This window comes from Actinoplanes sp. NPDC019969 (assembly GCF_055562375.1).
Map to the genome: position 1 here is coordinate 187,812 of NZ_JBVHFK010000001.1, position 17,169 is coordinate 204,980.

Below are 17,169 nucleotides of genomic sequence, written 5' to 3' on the forward strand. Positions count from 1 at the left end.
CAGAACTGAACGATCCCTAAGACCCCGGAATCGCCGGTGTGCGGTGGTCGAGGATCCACGCCTGCGGATCCCCCTTGCGCATCAGGAACCGGAACAGCAGCGGCGTCATCGCGTCCCGGATCGCCGCGCCGACCGGGCCCTGCACCTTGCCGCTGTTGCCACGCCTGCCGTACGCCGCGACCCTCTCCACCCGGGGGCGGCGCTCCTTCTCGTACGCCGCCAGCCCGTCCTCGATCTCCCGGTGCGCACGCAGGCTGTGCCCGAGCACCACGGCGTCCTCGATCGCCTGCGACGCGCCCTGCCCCGAGGTCGGGGCCAGGGCGTGCGCCGCGTCGCCGACGAGGACCGCCCGGCCGGACCGCCAGACCGGCACCCGGCCCATGTCCTCGGTGTTCCACGGTCCGACGATCTCGTCGCTCGCCCGGATCAGGTCGGCGGCCGGCTCGCCGTCGAACAGCCCGAGCAGGTGCGCCCGCCAGGACTCCGGGGTGAACGATCCGGCGCCGGCCGGCCGCTTGCCCGGCGGGTTGGCGAACCACCAGACCGACCCGTCCGGCGCGGCCGCCCAGCCGAAGAACGCGCGCCTGCCGAACGACATCCGCATCACCCCGGGCGGCGGGGCGAGGTGCGCCGGAACCGGGCCGGCGGTGAAGCCGCCGGCGTTGAGCAAACCCAGGTAGTGCGGTTCGGGAGCGGCCGGATCGAGCGATTGCCGGGTACGCGACCGCAGCCCGTCCGCCCCGACGAGCAGGTCCGCGCGCACCCGTGTCCCGTCGGCGAATTCCGCCTCGGCGCCGTCCGGCCGGGACGCCGCCCGGACCAGGGCCGAACCGTGGAGGACGGGGATGCCCCGGGCCGCCGCCGCACCGCGCAGGGCCGCGTGGAGCCGGGACCGGCGGATGGTGGTGGTGACGACGCCATCCGCGTCGGGACCGCCCAGGGGCAACGTGACGAGGAACCGGCCGTCCCGCCCGTGCAGCGCCATGGAGTGCGTGGGGAAACCGTCGGCCAGCACCGTCGCAGGATCCAGGCCGAGCGAGCGGAGGGCGCGCAGCCCGTTGACCGCGACGGTGAGGAAGGCGCCCCGCTCGTCGGCGACGCCGTCCCCGGTCCGCTCGTGGACGACCGGGTCGAACCCGGCGCTCTGCAGGGCGATGGCCGCGGCGGTGCCGGCGACGCCACCACCGATCACGGCAGCTGTTTTAGTCATAACATGACTATCCATAAAATGACTATGCGGCGTCAAGGGACCGTAGGCTGCTTGGCATGAAGCGGTCCCCACTTGCGACGCTGCTGCTGGCACTGCTGGTGGAGAGCCCGATGCACCCGTACCGGATGCTGCAGGTGATCAAGGAACGCGGGCAGGACCAACTGGTCAACGTGGCCCAGCGCAACAGCGTCTACCAGGCGCTCGACCGCCTCGTCCGGGACGGACTGGCGCGCGCCGGGCAGACCGTGCGCGAGGGCGGGCGGCCGGAGCGGACCGTCTACGAGATCACCGAGGAGGGCGCGGCCACCCTGCGCCGCTGGCTGCTGGAGATGCTGCCGGAGCCGGCCCGCGAGTTCCCGGAGTTCCCGGTGGCCCTCGCCTTCCTCCCCACCCTCAGCCCGGCCGAGACCCGCGAACTGCTGCAACGGCGGGTGGAGCAGTTGACCGAGCGGGTGGCCGCCATCGCGGCACAGGCGCCGCCGGGGCTGCCGCGGCTCTTCCTGATCGAGGACGAATACCGGGCGGCCATGCTGCGCGCCGAGATCGACTGGCTGAACGCCCTCGTCACCGACCTCGGCGACGGCAGCCTGACCTGGGACCGCGCGCTGATCGACGCGACCTTGGCCCGGTTCGGCTGACAACCCCGACAGCGTGTGGATTTCGGCCGTCATGCGCGCCCGAACTCCACACGCGGAAAGTCAGCGACCCAGGGCTGTCAGGAGAGCGTCGGCTGCGGCGTACGGATCAAGCTCTCCCGTGGCGACGCGAGCCGCGAGATCCGGCAGTGCCGTACCCCCGCTGAGGTCCCCGATCCGGGCCCGCAAGGCGCCCAGCGCCAGGGCCGAGATCTCGGTGGCCGCCCGGTGCTCCCGGCGCTCCCGCAGCCCGTCCGTGCTCTCCAGCCAGTCGCGGTGCTTGCCGATCGCGGCCACCACGTCGTCGACGCCCTCGCCCTTGGCCGCGACCGACCGCACCACCTGCGGGCGCCACTCCCCCGGCCCCCGCTCGCCGAGCGCCAGCATGCCCTGGATGTCGCGATAGGTGGCGTCGGCGCCGGGCCGGTCCGCCTTGTTGATCACGAAGACGTCGGCGATCTCCAGGACGCCCGCCTTGACCGCCTGGATCGCGTCGCCCATCCCGGGCGCGAGCAGCACCAGCGTGGTGTCGGCGAGCGAGGCGATCTCCACCTCGGCCTGGCCCACCCCGACCGTCTCGACCAGGATCACGTCGCAGCCGGCGCCCTCCAGCACCCGGACCGCCTGCGGGGTCGCCGCGGACAGCCCGCCCAGCTGCCCCCGGCTGGACATCGACCGGATGTAGACGCCGGAGTCGGCGCTGTGGTCCTGCATGCGGATCCGGTCGCCGAGGATCGCCCCGCCGGTGAACGGGCTGGACGGGTCGACGGCCAGCACCCCGACCCGGTCGCCGCGCTCGCGCAGCGCCCGGACCAGCTCGTTGGTGGTGGTGGACTTGCCGACGCCGGGCGCCCCGGTGAGACCGACGACCTGGGCCCGGCCGGCGTACGGGGCCATCGCGGCGGCCACCTCGGGCAGCGCCGGATCCCCGTTCTCCACCAGGCTGATCAGCCGGGCCACGGAGCGCGCGTCACCCTCCCTGGCCTTCGCGACCAGAGAGGGCACGTCACGGCTCCGCCTGCTCGTCACTCGGCGGGAACCTTGATGATCAGCGCGTCGCCCTGGCCGCCGCCGCCGCAGAGGCCGGCCGCGCCGAGGCCGCCGCCGCGCCGCTTCAGCTCCAGAGCGAGCGTCAGCACCAGCCGGGCGCCGGACATCCCGATCGGGTGGCCGAGCGCGATGGCGCCACCGTTCACGTTGACGATCCCCTCGTCCACCTTGAGCTCGCGGGTGGACTGGATGACCACCTGGGCGAAGGCCTCGTTGATCTCGATCAGGTCGAGATCGTCCACCGACAGCCCGGCCTTGTCCAGCGCGTGCCGGATCGCGTTGGCGGGCTGCGACTGCAGCGAGCTGTCCGGGCCGGCCACGTTGCCGTGCGAGACGATCTCGGCGAGCCAGGTCAGGCCCAGCTCCTCGGCCTTCGCCCGGCTCATCACCAGTACCGCTGCCGCGCCGTCGGAGATCGGCGAGGAGCTGGCCGCGGTGATCGTGCCGTCCGGGGTGAAGGCCGGCCGGAGCCTGGCCAGCGACTCGGTGGTGGTCCCGGGGCGTACGCCCTCGTCGCCGTCGACCACCTGGCCCGGCTCGCGCCCGCCCGCCGGGACCGCGACGATCTCCTCGGCGAACCGGCCCTCGCGCTGCGCCGCGGCGGCCCGCTGGTGGCTGGCGGCGGCGAAGGCGTCCTGCTGCTCCCGGCTGATGCCCAGCGACACGCCGGAGGCCTCGGTGGACTCGCCCATCGAGATCCCGGCCCACGGGTCGATCAGGCCGTCCAACGCGGTGTGGTCACGCACCAGCACGTCCCCGAACTTACGGCCCTGGCGCTGGTCGGTCAGCAGATGCGGGGCATTGGTCATCGACTCCATGCCGCCGGCCACCACGATGTCGAACTCGCCGGCCCGGATCAGCTGGTCCGCCAGGGCGATCGCGTCGATGCCGGACAGGCACACCTTGTTGACGGTGAGGGCCGGGGTGGTCATCGGGATGCCGGCCGCGACCGCCGCCTGCCGGGCCGGGATCTGGCCGCAGCCGGCCTGGAGCACCTGGCCCATGATCACGTACTGCACGCGGGCGGGATCGACACCGGCCCGGCTCAGCGCGCCGGCGATGGCGTGGCCTCCGAGGGCGGTCGCCGGCAGGTGTTTGAGGTTGCCCAGCAGGCGCCCCATCGGGGTCCGGGCGCCGCTGACGATGACGGTGCTGGTCACAGTCCTGATCCGATCTGCGATGACCGGGCCGTTGGGGAAGCCCGGGGGAGGTGGGGCCTAGCCTTAACGATGGCTCAGGTCCGAGACTAACCGCATGACTGTCGACACACCGAGCGCGGGACCGGCCGAGAATGTCACATTCCCCGGCGTGCAACGCATCGACCACGTCGGAATCGCCGTCCCCGATCTGGACGAGGCGATCCGGTTCTACGCCGACACCTTCGGCTTCCACTGTGTCCACCAGGAGATCAACGAGGAGCAGGGCGTCCGGGAGGCCATGCTGGCGGTCGGCGACGGCCCCCGGCTGCAGTTGCTGGCGCCGTCCCGGCCGGACTCGGCGATCGCGAAGTTCATCGGCCGCAGCGGGCCCGGTCTGCAGCAGCTCGCCTACACGGTGCCCGACGTCGAGGCGGCCGCGGACGCGCTGCGGGCCCGCGGTCTCCGTCTGCTCTACGACGCCCCGAAACGTGGCACGGCCGGGTCCCGGATCAACTTCGTGCACCCCAAGGACGCCGGGGGCGTGCTGGTGGAGCTGGTGGAGCCGGCCGGCGGGGGTAACCCGGTCGGGTGATTCGACCTGACGTGGCCCCGGTCGCCTGGCAGGATCGGGGCCATTGAGCAGGGCCGACGACGGCCGCGACGATCAGCGGATCGGCCCGGGCCCCGAGCGGCAGGTGACAGCGGGACGACACCGGACCGGCCGCCGGGTCAGCAGCGTCACCCGAACGGTCCGGGGGCGGTCTACGGTCCAGGTCAAAGCTGATCTACGATGCGGTTCGGATGCCTCTCGGCTCTTGCATGTCCGCCCCCTTCTCGCCAGGATGGCGCAATGCCCCAGCAGCAGGATCAGAACCTGGCCTTCTTCGAGACCGCCAACTCGCAGCACGACTTCACGGTCGTTCTCCGCGGTTACGACCGGCACCAGGTCGACGGACACATCGGCCGGCTGCTCGCCGCGCTGAACCAGTCCGAGGCGGCCCGCGGCGAGGCCGAGCAGCGGATGAACGACGCGCAGCGTCGCCTGCGCCAGGCCGAGCAGCGCCTCAACGCGCTCGAGCAGAAACTGGCCGACAGCAACAAGCTGCTGGAGGAGAACAACCGGCCGACGCTCTCCGGGCTGGGCACCCGGGTCGAGCAGATCCTGCGGCTGGCCGAGGAACAGGCCAACGATCACCGGAACGAGGCGAAGCGGGAGTCTGAGGGCATTCTCTCCGCGGCCCGCCTCGAGGCCCGGGAGATCACCGACAAGGCGCGTGCCGAGGCCGCCGCGATGAAGGCGACCGCCGAGCGCGAGGCCGGGCAGCTGCGCACGCACGCCGAGCGCGAGGCCGCCGAGGCCCGGGTGCAGGCCCGGCGCGAGGCCGACACGCTGCGCTCGGACGCCGACCGCGAGACCAAGCAGCTGCGCACGGTCACCGCGCACGAGGTCGCCGAGCTGAAGTCGACGGTCGAGCGCGAGGTCGCGTCGCTGCGCGCCACCGCCGAGCGGGAGATCACCCAGCTGCGCGCCAAGGCGTCCCGCGAGGCCGAGGAGAAGCGCGCCGAGGCGACCAAGCTGCTCACCGACGCCCGTGACAAGCGCGACAAGGACCTGCAGGCGCTGGCCCTGGAGATCGCCGAGCGCCGGGAGAAGTCCGAGACCGAGGAGTCGCAGCGGCACGCCGCTCAGGTCGCCGCCACCCAGAAGATGGTGGCCGAGGCCGAGGAGCGGGCCCGCGCCGCCGAGGACCGTGCCAAGGAGATCGACCAGCGCGCCGAGACCCGCCGGGTCGAGTCGGAGCGGCACTCCGCCGAGACCGTGGAGAAGGCCCGCGCCCTGGCGGAGAAGACCGTCACCGAGGCCCGCGCCGAGTCCACCCGCCTGCTCAGCGAGGCCCGGCAGGAGGCCGAGCTGACCACCCAGGCGGCCCGCCGCGAGGTCGAGGACCTGACCCGCCAGAAGGACGCCGTCACCAACCAGCTCGGTCAGATGCTCTCCGGCCTCTCCGGCCTGGTGCCCGGCGTCGGCGGGGCGAACCCGGCGGCCGCCGTCGCCGCCGCGGCCGCACCGGCCCCGGCCAAGCCGGCCGAGACGCCCGTCCAGCGCGCGCCCGAGGCGGAGGAGCCGCCGGCCGACGAGGCCGAGGAAGCCGCCGAGGCCGGCGACGAGCCGGTGGCCGCCAAGTCGAACTCCTGACCGAGGCGCCCGTCTCCTCCGGTTGCGGAGCCGCCGCGATTGCGCGACGGTTGACCGGGCGGTCCGGGCGGTCGTAAACGAAATCAGGCCGTATCGGAGTTTCTCCGGTACGGCCCGACTCGTTTTCGCGCCTCCCGGGGTTTATCAAGCCGAGGTCAGACAAATCGCAACTAGCCGCATGGTCTCAGTCAAGCCGGTGTGTATCGACACGCCACGGGACGATGCGTATGTGAGGATGGAAAGCATGTCGCACGGCGGTGAAATTCTCGGTCTCGGCGGGGAGGCGTCCACCGAACCCAGCTTCGAGACCGCCCTTCGGGGCTACGAGAGGAAGCAGGTCGAGCGATACGTCACCCGGGCGGAGAACGAGATAGCCGCCCTCCTCACCGACCGTGAACAGGCGTATTCGCAGATCCAGGCGATGTCCGCGCAGATCAAGGGGCTGCAGGCGGAGCTGACCCAGGCCCGGAAGAACTCCGGGGTCAGCGGTGAGGTGTCGTTCCGTCACCTGGGCCCCCGGGTCGAGCAGATCCTCGTGCTCGCCGAGGAGCAGGCCGAGGCGATCAAGGCGTCGGCCACCGACGACATCGCGAGCCGGCTCGCCGAGGCGGAGCGGATCCGGGCCGAGGCCGAGGCGCACGCCCACAACGGCATCCGCGACTTCGAGATCGCCCTGGCCGCGCGCCGGGCCGAGGAGGAGAAGGCGGACGCCGCCAAGCGCGCCGCCTCCGACAAGGCGCTGGCCGCCGCCCGGCAGTCCGCCGACCAGATGCGCAGCGAGGCCGAGGCGGTGCTGGTCCGCGCCCGGAACGAGGGCAAGCACCTGGTGGAGAAGGCCGCCCAGGACGCCGCCCGGCAACGCGCCGAGGTGGACGGATACGTCCGGTCCACCCGGATGCAGGCCGAGCAGGAGCTCAAGGCGCTGCGGGAGAAGACCGCCCAGGAGATCGCCACCCAGCGTGCCGAGGCCGAGCGGGAGCAGGCCGATCTCAAGGCGTCGGTCGAGCACGAGCTGGCGCTGCGCCGGCACTCGGTGATCGAGGAGCTCGGCCAGATGCGGGCCGGTGTCGAGAAACAGTGCGCCGACCTGCGCAGCGAGGCCGACAAGTACGCCGAGGAGGTGCTCCGCCGCTCGGACGACCAGGCGACCGCCGTACGCAAGGAGATCGCCGCCCAGCAGGAGAAGATCGCCCAGGCCGGCCGCGAGCTGGAGGCCGCGACGGCCGAGGTGGCCGAGGCCGAGAAGCGGGTCGCCGCGGCGCGTGAGAAGGCGCAGGCCGGGGAGCAGGAGACCGAGCGGGTCCAGCAACGTCTCGCCGAGACGTCCCGGCAGCTGGAGGCCGAGCTGAAGCGGGTCGCCGAGGCGAAGCGTTCCGGCGAGGCCGCCGAGCGGCACGCCGCCGACGTTCGCCGGCAGGTGCAGAAAGAGGCGAAGCGGGTGGCCGAGCTGGCCGCCGCGGCGGTCCTGGCGGCGGCTGCCGAGCCCGAGGAGGACACCAGCCCCGCGGAGACGGCGGTGCTGGCCGCGCCGGTCGTCGCCGCGGCCTCCGCGCCGGTCGTTCCCGTCGCCCCAGCCGCCGCGGAGAAGCCGGTCGACGGCAAACCCGTGACCGAGAAAGCGGCCGTGCCGGCGAAGGTGACCGCCTCGGCGAAGGTGACGGTGCCCGCGCCGCAGTCCAGCCGGGTCTCCGCCGACGCCGAATAAGTCCGGGACAACCCCGGTGGCGGGGGTGGTTCGGCAGCGATAGCCTCCGATGGTGTCCGCAGCCGAGCCACCCGCCCCGGAGCCGGCCCCCGAGGCGCGGCCAGAGGTCGACGAGAAGCCGTTCGGGGATCCCGGCCCGCCGCTGAACAGGCGTAATCCGTTCCTGCTCGGGTTCCTGTTCGGACTCGGCGTGATCGTGGCGTACACATTGTTCCTCGGGGTCCGCAACGCCACCTCGATCCTGATCCTGATCTTCATCGCGCTGTTCCTGGCCATCGGGCTGAACCCGGCGGTGGTCCGGTTGCGCGGCTGGGGCCTGCCCCGGGGCGCGGCCGTGGCGATCGTCGCGCTCACCGTGGTCCTGCTACTGGTCGGCGGTCTCGTGGCGCTGATCCCACCACTGGTCTCGCAGACCACCGAGCTGATCAACAACGCGCCGGACGTGGTGGAGGGCCTCCGTCGCAGCGAGACGGTCAACGAGCTGGTGCAGCGCTACGACATCGCGACCAAGGTGCAGGGCGCGGTCAACGCCGGGACGATCACCAACGCCGTGGGCGGGGTGGTCGGCGGTGCCCGGATCCTCTTCGGCACGATCTTCAACGTCCTGACCGTGCTGGTCCTGACGATCTACTTCATGGTCGCCTTCGAGCGGCTCAAGTCCACCGGTTACCGTCTCGTCCCCGCCTCCCGCCGGGAGCGGGTCACCCTGCTCACCGACGAGATCCTGACGAAGGTCGGCGCGTACATGGTGGGCGCCCTGGCGATCGCGGTGCTGGCCGGGGTGAGCACCTTCGCCCTGGCCCTGATCCTCGGCCTGGCCTTCCCGTTCGCCCTGGCGGTGGCGGTCGCGGTCTGCGACCTGATCCCGCAGATCGGGGCGACCATCGGCGCGGTCATCGTCAGCCTGGTTGGGCTGGCGTCGTCGATCACCGACGGCCTGGTCTGCATCATCTTCTTCCTGGTGTACCAGCAGATCGAGAACTACCTCATCTATCCCCGGGTGATGCGCCGCTCGGTGCGGGTCAGCGACGTGGCGGCGCTGGTGGCGGCCCTGCTCGGAGTGGCCCTCTTCGGCGTCATCGGCGCCCTGGTCGCCATCCCGATGGTCGCCGCCATCCAGTTGATCATGCGCGAGGTGACGCTCCCCAGCCTCGAGGAGCGATGACTCCGGTACGGGCCACATCAGTCCCGTGACCCGCGGCGGCCACGGCAGGCGTCCCCTCCCGGCCGTCCCCCACTCCCGATCATGCATGCCCGTCCCGGTCACCCCGTCCGGCTGGTTGTCAGGGCTGTCTCAGCGGCGCTGAGACAGCCCTGACAACCAGCCGAAAAACCGGGCGGATCGCCAGCCGTCGCCAACGCCGCTTTCGCCGGTCGCCCGACCGGCCTGAGCGACGGCCGGCTGCCTCAGCCGCCGTCCAGACCGGCCAGTCGACGAGTTTGACCTGCGCGAGCGACGGCCGGCGCCCCCAGCCGTCGCCCAAACCGGCCAGGCGACAGGTTTGACCTGCCTGGGCGACGGCCCGCAACCCCAGCCGTCGCCCAAACCGGCCAGGCGACAGGTTTGACCTGTCTGGGCGACGGCTGGCGGGTCAGCTCTTGGGGGTGTCGAAGGCGGCGACCGTACGGTCGGCGTAAGCGGAGGCGTCGCCGGTCTCCATCGGACCGTCCCAAATGGCCGGCAGCGGGGTCGGCACGCCGGGGGCGACACGGCGGACGATCTCGTCGAGGACCTTCTCGGCGTCGCCGACCCAGAGGTGTTTCGCGCCGTCGACGCCGACGACCTCGGCCTGCGGGATGGCGGCGAACCGCTCGCGGGCCTCGGCGGGGCGCAGGTAGTCGTCGAACTCCGGGATCAGAGCGGTCAGTGGCTTGCCGTCGGCGGCCCAGGCGGCGAGGTGTTCGTCCTTGCTGAAGCGCAGCGGCGGAGAGAGCAGGACGGCGCCGGAGATCGCGGGGTCCAGGCCGTACATCAGGGTGAGGTCGGTGCCGAAGGACCATCCGACCAGCCAGATGTTCGGAAGGTCGGCGAATTCGGCGAACTCGATGGCGGCGGCCACGTCGTAGCGTTCGTCGACCGCGTTCGCGAACGAGCCGCCGCTGGTGCCGCGGACGCTGCTGGTGCCGCGGGTGTTGAAGCGCAGCACCGCGATGCCGGCCAGGGCGGGGAGCCGCCACGCCGCCTTGCGGTAGACGTGGCTGTCCATCATCCCGCCGTGGGTGGGCAGCGGATGCAGGCAGACGAGGGTGGCGACCGGCTCCCGGTCGAGCGGGCGGGCCAGCTCACCGACGAGGGTGACGCCGTCCGCGGTGTGCAGCTCGATGTCTTCCCGCTGCGCCGGGAGGATCGAGTTGGCCCGGATGTGGTTGCTCATGATGGAAGAGTTTTTCATCCCGTCCGACGAGGGGCGGGCGGGGCGGGCGGGGTCACCCGTAGCGCGGGGCGTTGCGGGATCGCTCCACGCCGGGGGTGCGGCGGTCGCGGGCGCGCCAGCAGCCGGTGTGCCAGTGGCGGCGGTCGGTCAGGTCGCCGCGCTCGTCGGCGGGCCATGCCACCACGTGGGCGACGCCGGGCCGGATGACCTGCACGCAGCCGGGGCACCGGTACGTCTTCACCGCCGTCCCGCCGAACACGTTGCGCACCATGTACTCGCCGTCCTGCCACTGCTGTACCCGGTCCTCGGTGAGGCCGGGGCGGTCGGGGCGCTCGGGACGGTCGTCATTACCAGGCCGGGGGCGATTGCGGCGGGGGCTCACGAGGTCAAGCGTACGTAGTGACTCATCGGTAACAATCACCCTAGACTCGCGGACATGACGGCGACTCACGTTCCCGGCCTGCCCGTGATCGAGGACGGTCAGCTGATATCGACGAACCCCGCTACCGGCGAGGAGGCCGGCCGTGTGCCGGTCGCCGACGAGAAGGCGGTGACCGCTGCTGTCGAGCGGGCCCGCGAGGCCGCCGCCTGGTGGCAGGGCCTCGGTTTCGACGGCCGCAAGACCCGGCTGCTGCGCTGGCGTTCCCTGATCGTGCAGCGGATCGAGGAGCTGGCCGCGCTCACCCACCGCGAGACCGGCAAGCCTCTCACCGACGGCCTGATCGAGGCCACCGCCGCCGTGGAGCACCTGGACTGGGCGGCCCGTAACGCCAAGCGGGTCCTCGGCCCGCGCCGGGTCCGCACCCGGCTGCTGGTGGCCGAGCACTCCGGTCACCTGGAGTACCAGCCGTTCGGTGTGGTCGGCGTGATCGGCCCGTGGAACTATCCGATCGTCACGCCGATCGGCCCGATCAGCGGCGCGCTGGCGGCCGGCAACGCGATCGTCTTCAAGCCGAGCGAGTACACCCCGGTCGTCGGGCAGTGGCTGGCCGACACGTTCGCCGAGGTGGTGCCGGAGCATCCGGTGCTGCAGGTGGTGCACGGGTTCGGGGATGTCGGCGGGGCGCTGTGCCGGTCCGGGGTGGGCAAGGTCGCCTTCACCGGTTCGACGGCCACCGCCAAGAAGGTGATGGCGGCCTGCGCGGAGAACCTGGTGCCGGTGGTGCTGGAGGCCGGCGGCAAGGACGCGCTGATCGTCGATGACGACGCCGACGTGAACCTGGCCGCCGAGGCCGCGGTGTGGGGCGCGATGACCAATGCCGGTCAGACCTGCATCGGTATCGAGCGGGTCTACGCGGTGGAGCCGGTGTACGACCGGTTCGTCGAGGCCGTGGTGGCGAAGGCGGGCAAGCTGCGCACCGGCGAGGAGATCGGCCCGATCACCATGCCGAAGCAGCTCGACATCATCCGTGACCACATCGAGGACGCGCTGGCCAAGGGCGGCCGGGCGGTGCTCGGCGGCGCGGACGCGGTGCAGGCGCCGTACGTCGCCCCGACCGTGCTGGTGGACGTCCCCGCGGATTCGTCGGAGATCCGTGAGGAGACGTTCGGGCCGACGCTGACGATCACCCGGGTGCGGGACGCGGACGAGGCGGTGGAGAAGGCCAACGACACCGCGTACGGCCTGGGTGGCTCGGTCTTCGGCAAGCGCAACGCCATCCGCATCGCCCGCCGCCTGCGTTCCGGCATGGTGGCCGTGAACGGCACGCTGACCTTCGTCGGCATGGGTAACCTGCCGTTCGGCGGGGTCGGGGAGTCCGGTTTCGGCCGCATCCACGGTGAGGACGGGCTGCGCGAGTTCGCCCGGGCCAAGGCGATCACGGTACGCCGTGGCCCGTCCCTGCTGCCCGCGATGACGTTCGAGCGCACCCCCGCCCAGGTCAAGCAGATCGTCAAGGCCCTGCGCCTGCTGTACGGCCGTAAGCCCTGAACCCGAAGGCGTGTGTAGTTCGGCCGGTATGAGCGCCCGAACTACACACGAGGGTTTCGCTAGGCTGAGCCGGTGGTCGATCATCCAGCGGTCGAGGTCAATGGTCTTCAGGTGAGTTACGGCTCGATGCCGGTGCTGGTGGATGTGGGACTGATCGTCCCGGCCGGCGCCGGTGTCTGCGTGACCGGCGAGAACGGGATCGGCAAGTCCACCCTGCTGCGCTGTGTGAGCAGCCTGCAGCAGCCGGACGCCGGGACGGTCCGGGTGTTCGGGGCCGAGCCGGGCGGCACCCCGGAGTTCTGGCGGGCGGTCGCGACCACTGTCGAGCCGCCCACGTGGTACCTCGGCCTGACCGCCCGGGAGCACGCCGAACTGGTGTGCCGGGCGCACGGCCAGGACCTGGAGGACGCCGGGATCGACGAGGCCCTGGAACGGTTCGGGCTGGCCGGGCACGCGGACGTCATCCCGCCGTCGCTGTCGTCGGGTCAGAAGCAGCGACTCACCCTGGCGCTGGCGCTGCTACGGCCGAGTTCGCTGCTGATCCTGGACGAGCCGGAGCAGCGTCTGGACCCGGACGGCCGGGCGATGGTCGCCGGGATGCTCGCCGACTATCTGTCCACCGGCGGCTCGCTGCTGCTGGCCAGTCACGACGACAAATTCGCGGTGGCCTCCGGCGCGGAGATCGTGACGATGGAGCAGCTGACCGGCCCGGGCGCGCGGGCGGCGGACACGGAGACGGACGGCGAGCCGTGAGCAGCGTCGTCGCGCTGCGGCCGGTGCGCCGCTGGATCCGCCGGGCACAGGCGTCGCACCGGGACACCACCGAGACGCTGACCACCGCGTACGTGACCGTCTTCTGTGTCGCGGTGGCCGCGGCGATGTTCCACGAGACCCTGTCGAACGTCTTCAGCCCGCTGACGCCCCGGCTCAGCGGCGTCGGGGCGCTCGCGGCGGCGCTGGTCTGCGCCGGTCTCCTCTTCACCGGGCTGCGCCGGCTGGGCCCGGTCACGGTCAGCCGTCCCGCGTCGTACTTCCTGCTCACGGCCCCGGTCAGCCGCCGCCTGCTGCTGGGTCCCGCGCTGCGCACGGCCGTCGCCGGCGCGGCGCTCGTGGGCGCGGCCGCCGCTCTCGGGGTTCTCGGGAACGCCGTGACGTCCGGCTCGTCGCTGCTGGTGGCCACGGGCGCGCTGGTCGGCGTACACCTCACGCTCCTGGCCTCGGCGGCGCAGTCGCGACCGCGGCTCGCCACGCTCACCGACGCCGTCGCCCGCCTCGCGCTGGTTCTCGGCCTGGCGGCCCTGGTCGCCGAGGCGACCGGCTGGACGCCGCCCTCCATCGCCTGGCCCGCGAGGTCCGTCCTGGTCACGGTCACCGGCGCGGTCGCGGTTCTCGCGGTGCCGGGCTTCCTTCTGGTGGTACGGGACCTCGCGCGCACCCCGAACGACGCGATCCTGGAGTCCGCCAAGACCGCCGGAACCCTGGCCGACTCGGTCTACAGCATGGAGCCGGCGTTCTTCGCCGAGATGCTGGAACGCCGCTACTGGGCCCGCCGCCGGTTGCGTTCCACCCGCCTGCCGCACCGCGTGCCACCGCTGACCGGCCAGGATCTGCTGCTGGCCCGGCGCCGGGTCGCGCGCCTGCTGTGGACCGTCGCGTCCACCGCCCTGCCGCTGCTGCTGGTGTCCGGCCCGCGCTGGGCCCTGGCGCTGGCCCTGGCCGTCGGCGCCGCCGTCGCCCCGCGCCTGACCACCGCCACCGTGAAGACCGACGCGGGCAACCCGGTGCTGCTGCGGATGCTCGGGCTGACCTCCCGCCAGGCGGTCCAGCAGCGGCTGGTGGTGCCCGTGGTGGTGTCGACGCTCTGGACCACGACCGCGCTGGCCCTGCTGCAGCTGGCCGACGGGCTTCCGCCCGGTCAGTGGTGGCCGCTGGGCCTGGCGCTCGGCCCGATCGGCGCGGTCGCGGCGGTCCGGGCGGCCCGTGCCGGTTTCGTGCGCAACGATTTGATCCCCATCGACACGCCGATGGGGTCGATCCCGACCGGGCCGTTGATCTACGCCTTCGCCGGTCTGGACGTGCTGGTGCTGGCGCTGCCGATGATCCTCACCCTGGCCCAGGACATGGCCACCACCTGGAGCATGATCACTTTCCAGGTGGCGCTGGCGCTGCTCGGCGTGCAGACCTATCTGACCTTCAGCACCAGCACGGACCGGGTGGAGCTGGCTAGAAGAGGGTGAGCTCGTCCTTCTTCATGCCGCGCAGCTTGTCGTAATCGACGACGACGCAGCGGATGCCCCGGTCGGTGGCCAGGACCCGGGCCTGCGGCTTGATCTCCTGGGCGGCGAAGACACCGGTGACCGGGGCGAGCAGCGGGTCCCGGTTCATCAGTTCGAGGTACCGGGTGAGCTGCTCGACGCCGTCGATCTCGCCGCGGCGCTTGACCTCGACCGCGACCGACGCGCCGGCGGGATCCTTGAGCAGCAGGTCGACCGGGCCGATCGCGGTCATGAACTCGCGGCGGACCAGGGTGAACCCCTCGCCGAACGTCTCCGGGTGCTTGGCCAGCAGCTCCTGCAGGTGCGCCTCGACGCCGTCCTTCTGCAGGCCGGGGTCGACGCCGAGATCGTACGAATAATCCTGGAAGACCTCCTCCAGGGTGATCCGCAGCTCCTCGCCGGCCTTGTTGATCACCTTCCAGACGCCCGGCGCCTCCTGCAGCCGGCAGGGCGGGCTCATCCAGTTGAGCGGCTTGTAGGCGCGGTCGTCGGCATGGATCGACACCGACCCGTCGGCCTTCACCATCAGCAGCCGCACCGCCGGGGGCAGGTGGGCGGAGAGTTTGCCGACATAGTCCACGGAGCACTTCGCGATGACCAGACGCACCCAGCGACGGTACCTGACGTCCGTCCATCGCCCGCCGGGCGGCACGTGCGTGGCGGTGCCATGCTGGGATCGTGCTCGAAGCATTGACCGGTACCGGTCTGGCCGCCTCCGCCGGGCTGAACGCCTACATCCCCCTGCTGACCATGGGAATCCTCGCCCGCTACACCGACGCCATCGATCTTCCCTCCTCCTCGTCCTGGCTGTCGAACGGGTGGACCCTCTCGATCCTGGGCCTGCTGCTGGTCATCGAGATGGTGGCGGACAAGGTCCCGGTGGTCGACCACGTCAACGACGTGGTGCAGACGTTCGTCCGGCCGACCGCGGGCGGTCTCGCGTTCGGGACCGGCTCCGCGTCGGAGACGGTGACCGTCACCGATCCGGGCGCGTTCTTCACGTCTCATCAGTGGGTCCCGGTCGTCGCGGGCGTGGTGATCGCGCTCGTCGTCCACGGTGTGAAATCCGCGTCCCGTCCCGTGGTCAACGTGTCGACCGCCGGGTTCGGCGCGCCGGTCGCCAGCACCGCCGAGGACATCGGCAGCGTGGTGATGTCGGTGCTGGCCATCGTGCTGCCGGTGCTGGTGCTGATCGGTCTCGGCGTGATGGTGTGGGCGGCGGTCTGGGTGGTCCGGCGGCGCCGGCGCCGGAGGCGGGCTGTGGAGACCCGTCACCTGTTTGGTTGACTTCTCGGATGCCCGCGATCGCCGTACCCGCCTTCGCCCTCAGCTGGTGGCTCGCCTGCTATCTGATCGGCCGGGATCCACGGCGCGCCGGCCTGCGCTGGTCCGCGCTGGCTCTGCTGGCGTACGCGCTCGGCACCGCCGCCTGGACCGTCGCGCCCACCTCCGCCGCCGCCGAGATCCTGCTCTGCGTCCCGGCCCTGTGCTGGGCCGGCGCGGTGGTGGCGCTGCTGCCGCTCACCCCGGCCGAACGACGGCCGATCGACCGGGGCGCGCTGGCCCTGGGCGCACTGTTCCTGATCATGGTGATCCTGTTGCCGCAACTGGGCCGCCTGGTGGTGCTGACCCCGCTGGCCGGCGCGCTGATCCTGCTCTGGCGTTCGCGCGCGCAGGTGTCACTGCGGACCCTGCCGGCCGCCCTCACCGTGATGGCCGCGCTCTACACCGCCGCGCTGGCGCTGCTGCTCGGCCCGGTCGGTGGCGCCGCGCCGGCGGTCGCCGCGATCGGCCTGGACCTGCTGGTCGCCGGTTACCTGATGGCGGTGGCGCACGCGGCCGAGACCGGGGAGCGGCTGCGGCCGGACCTGCGGCGGTCGCTGGCCGGCGGGCTCACCGCGCTGGTGCTGCTCGGTGTGCCGGCGGCGGTCACCATGATGCTGGCCGGCGGGCACGACGGGGTGACGGCCGCCCAGTTCGTCATCGTGGCGGTCGGCGCGACTGTCGCCGGGACCGGCAACCAGCTGCGCCGCCTGCTGGACCGGCTGGCCCTGGCCGACGACGGCCCGCTGCGGGCCGACCGGTCGGCGCTGTTCCTGAACGCGGACGCGCTGCTGCGGCGGCGCGAGCACCGGCGGCTCGGCGCCATCGGCGAGCCGGAGTTCCTGCGGCTGACCCGGCGGGCGCTGAACGACTTCGGTGACCTGAACCGGTTGTCGCGCAGCCCGCTCACCGATCTGCCGGCGGTGGGGCAGCGGCTCGCCGGGCGGGAGGACCAGCCGCGGGCGCGGGCCCGGGAGCTGCGGGCGGTGCTGCGCGAGTGCGTGTCCCAGCTGCGGCCGGCCGGGCCGTTCGGGACGACCGACGAATGGCGGTACTACAACGTTCTCCAGTTCTGCTGCGTGCTGGGGCTGAACCCGTACGCGCGGCGGCCGCGGACCGACGGCATGAGCCGGGAGGCGCGGCTGGCGGTCGACTGGTTCCGCCGTTACGTCCCGGAGGACGTGACCAAGCAGTGGCAGCGGGAGGCCGCCATGATCGTGGCGGAACGGTTGTGGACCGAGGTGCACGGGCGGCATCGGGCACTCCCCGCGCCGGTGGTTCGGACCGACACGCTCGGCAAAACCACCTAAAAACGGATTTAGTGGCTAA

General features: G+C 72.3%; 16 protein-coding genes. 10 read left to right on the forward strand and 6 right to left on the reverse strand.

Going from position 1 to position 17,169, the window contains the following annotated elements; all coding sequences use genetic code 11:
• Positions 1-16: 16 nt before the first annotated feature.
• Positions 17-1,210 carry an FAD-dependent oxidoreductase gene (locus ACZ3II_RS00800; RefSeq protein WP_465515535.1) on the reverse strand — a complete coding sequence of 398 codons (1,194 nt, stop codon included), beginning with the start codon at positions 1,208-1,210 and terminating at the stop codon, positions 17-19.
• A 56-nt stretch (positions 1,211-1,266) separates the two neighbouring features.
• On the opposite strand from ACZ3II_RS00800, the gene ACZ3II_RS00805 reads away from it, so the two are divergent.
• Positions 1,267-1,848: a PadR family transcriptional regulator gene (locus tag ACZ3II_RS00805; protein WP_465515536.1), complete on the forward strand. Its 582-nt coding sequence runs from the start codon at positions 1,267-1,269 to the stop codon at positions 1,846-1,848.
• A 60-nt stretch (positions 1,849-1,908) separates the two neighbouring features.
• Here the strand turns inward: ACZ3II_RS00805 and meaB are convergent, their stop codons facing one another.
• Together meaB and ACZ3II_RS00815 are read right to left on the reverse strand one after the other, a co-directional pair.
• Entirely contained in the window at positions 1,909-2,874 is a 966-nt protein-coding gene (meaB, locus tag ACZ3II_RS00810; protein ID WP_465515537.1) for a methylmalonyl Co-A mutase-associated GTPase MeaB, read from the reverse strand.
• Complete coding sequence (locus tag ACZ3II_RS00815; RefSeq protein ID WP_465515538.1) at positions 2,871-4,055, reverse strand: acetyl-CoA C-acetyltransferase; 1,185 nt, start codon at positions 4,053-4,055, stop codon at positions 2,871-2,873. The genes meaB and ACZ3II_RS00815 overlap by 4 nt, the downstream gene beginning before the upstream one ends.
• 94 nt (positions 4,056-4,149) lie before the next feature.
• Between ACZ3II_RS00815 and mce the strand changes: the two genes are divergently transcribed.
• The 4 genes from mce (at position 4,150) to ACZ3II_RS00835 (ending at position 9,101) form a co-directional block, all read left to right on the forward strand.
• Entirely contained in the window at positions 4,150-4,626 is a 477-nt protein-coding gene (gene mce / locus ACZ3II_RS00820; protein WP_465515539.1) for a methylmalonyl-CoA epimerase, read from the forward strand.
• 258 nt (positions 4,627-4,884) lie between these two features.
• Positions 4,885-6,231, forward strand: a complete 1,347-nt coding sequence (locus ACZ3II_RS00825; RefSeq protein ID WP_465515540.1) for a cell division protein DivIVA — start codon at positions 4,885-4,887, stop codon at positions 6,229-6,231.
• Positions 6,232-6,475: 244 nt separating this feature from the next.
• The gene (locus tag ACZ3II_RS00830; RefSeq protein WP_465515541.1) at positions 6,476-7,936 is read left to right on the forward strand and encodes a coiled-coil domain-containing protein; all 1,461 of its coding nucleotides are present in this window, start codon (positions 6,476-6,478) and stop codon (positions 7,934-7,936) included.
• Between the two features lie 52 nt (positions 7,937-7,988).
• Positions 7,989-9,101, forward strand: a complete 1,113-nt coding sequence (locus ACZ3II_RS00835) for an AI-2E family transporter (protein WP_465515542.1) — start codon at positions 7,989-7,991, stop codon at positions 9,099-9,101.
• A gap of 427 nt (positions 9,102-9,528) precedes the next feature.
• Here the strand turns inward: ACZ3II_RS00835 and ACZ3II_RS00840 are convergent, their stop codons facing one another.
• Complete coding sequence (locus tag ACZ3II_RS00840) at positions 9,529-10,311, reverse strand: alpha/beta hydrolase (RefSeq protein WP_465515543.1); 783 nt, start codon at positions 10,309-10,311, stop codon at positions 9,529-9,531.
• Between the two features lie 52 nt (positions 10,312-10,363).
• Positions 10,364-10,693 (reverse strand): hypothetical protein, encoded by a 330-nt coding sequence (locus ACZ3II_RS00845; RefSeq protein WP_465515544.1) that lies wholly within the window; start codon positions 10,691-10,693, stop codon positions 10,364-10,366.
• Between the two features lie 54 nt (positions 10,694-10,747).
• Between ACZ3II_RS00845 and ACZ3II_RS00850 the strand changes: the two genes are divergently transcribed.
• The 3 genes from ACZ3II_RS00850 (at position 10,748) to ACZ3II_RS00860 (ending at position 14,478) form a co-directional block, all read left to right on the forward strand.
• Positions 10,748-12,241 (forward strand): aldehyde dehydrogenase family protein, encoded by a 1,494-nt coding sequence (locus ACZ3II_RS00850; RefSeq protein WP_465515545.1) that lies wholly within the window; start codon positions 10,748-10,750, stop codon positions 12,239-12,241.
• A 126-nt stretch (positions 12,242-12,367) separates the two neighbouring features.
• Entirely contained in the window at positions 12,368-12,994 is a 627-nt protein-coding gene (locus tag ACZ3II_RS00855) for an ABC transporter ATP-binding protein (protein WP_465516571.1), read from the forward strand.
• The gene (locus ACZ3II_RS00860) at positions 12,991-14,478 is read left to right on the forward strand and encodes a DUF6297 family protein (protein ID WP_465515546.1); all 1,488 of its coding nucleotides are present in this window, start codon (positions 12,991-12,993) and stop codon (positions 14,476-14,478) included. The genes ACZ3II_RS00855 and ACZ3II_RS00860 overlap by 4 nt, the downstream gene beginning before the upstream one ends.
• Here ACZ3II_RS00860 and nucS read toward each other — a convergent pair.
• A complete protein-coding gene (gene nucS, locus ACZ3II_RS00865; RefSeq protein ID WP_465515547.1) occupies positions 14,465-15,124 on the reverse strand; it encodes an endonuclease NucS in 660 nt (219 codons plus the stop codon). The two genes, ACZ3II_RS00860 and nucS, sit on opposite strands and share 14 nt — an antisense overlap.
• A 71-nt stretch (positions 15,125-15,195) precedes the next feature.
• On the opposite strand from nucS, the gene ACZ3II_RS00870 reads away from it, so the two are divergent.
• Positions 15,196-15,804: a DUF4126 domain-containing protein gene (locus tag ACZ3II_RS00870; protein WP_465515548.1), complete on the forward strand. Its 609-nt coding sequence runs from the start codon at positions 15,196-15,198 to the stop codon at positions 15,802-15,804.
• An 8-nt stretch (positions 15,805-15,812) separates the two neighbouring features.
• Positions 15,813-17,150, forward strand: coding sequence for a hypothetical protein (locus tag ACZ3II_RS00875; protein WP_465515549.1), 1,338 nt, complete (start codon positions 15,813-15,815; stop codon positions 17,148-17,150).
• Positions 17,151-17,169 lie beyond the last annotated feature (19 nt).

Excerpts from the sequence above, each read along its gene's own strand:
- ACZ3II_RS00830 (WP_465515541.1), top strand. The coding sequence starts at position 6,476 with ATGTCGCACGGCGGTGAAATTCTCGGTCTCGGCGGGGAGGCGTCCACC.
- ACZ3II_RS00825 (WP_465515540.1), top strand. The coding sequence starts at position 4,885 with ATGCCCCAGCAGCAGGATCAGAACCTGGCCTTCTTCGAGACCGCCAAC.
- mce (WP_465515539.1), top strand. The coding sequence starts at position 4,150 with ATGACTGTCGACACACCGAGCGCGGGACCGGCCGAGAATGTCACATTC.
- ACZ3II_RS00855 (WP_465516571.1), top strand. The coding sequence starts at position 12,368 with ATGCCGGTGCTGGTGGATGTGGGACTGATCGTCCCGGCCGGCGCCGGT.
- ACZ3II_RS00840 (WP_465515543.1), bottom strand. The coding sequence starts at position 10,311 with ATGAGCAACCACATCCGGGCCAACTCGATCCTCCCGGCGCAGCGGGAA.
- ACZ3II_RS00800 (WP_465515535.1), bottom strand. The coding sequence starts at position 1,210 with ATGACTAAAACAGCTGCCGTGATCGGTGGTGGCGTCGCCGGCACCGCC.
- ACZ3II_RS00850 (WP_465515545.1), top strand. The coding sequence starts at position 10,748 with ATGACGGCGACTCACGTTCCCGGCCTGCCCGTGATCGAGGACGGTCAG.
- ACZ3II_RS00805 (WP_465515536.1), top strand. The coding sequence starts at position 1,267 with ATGAAGCGGTCCCCACTTGCGACGCTGCTGCTGGCACTGCTGGTGGAG.
- ACZ3II_RS00875 (WP_465515549.1), top strand. The coding sequence starts at position 15,813 with ATGCCCGCGATCGCCGTACCCGCCTTCGCCCTCAGCTGGTGGCTCGCC.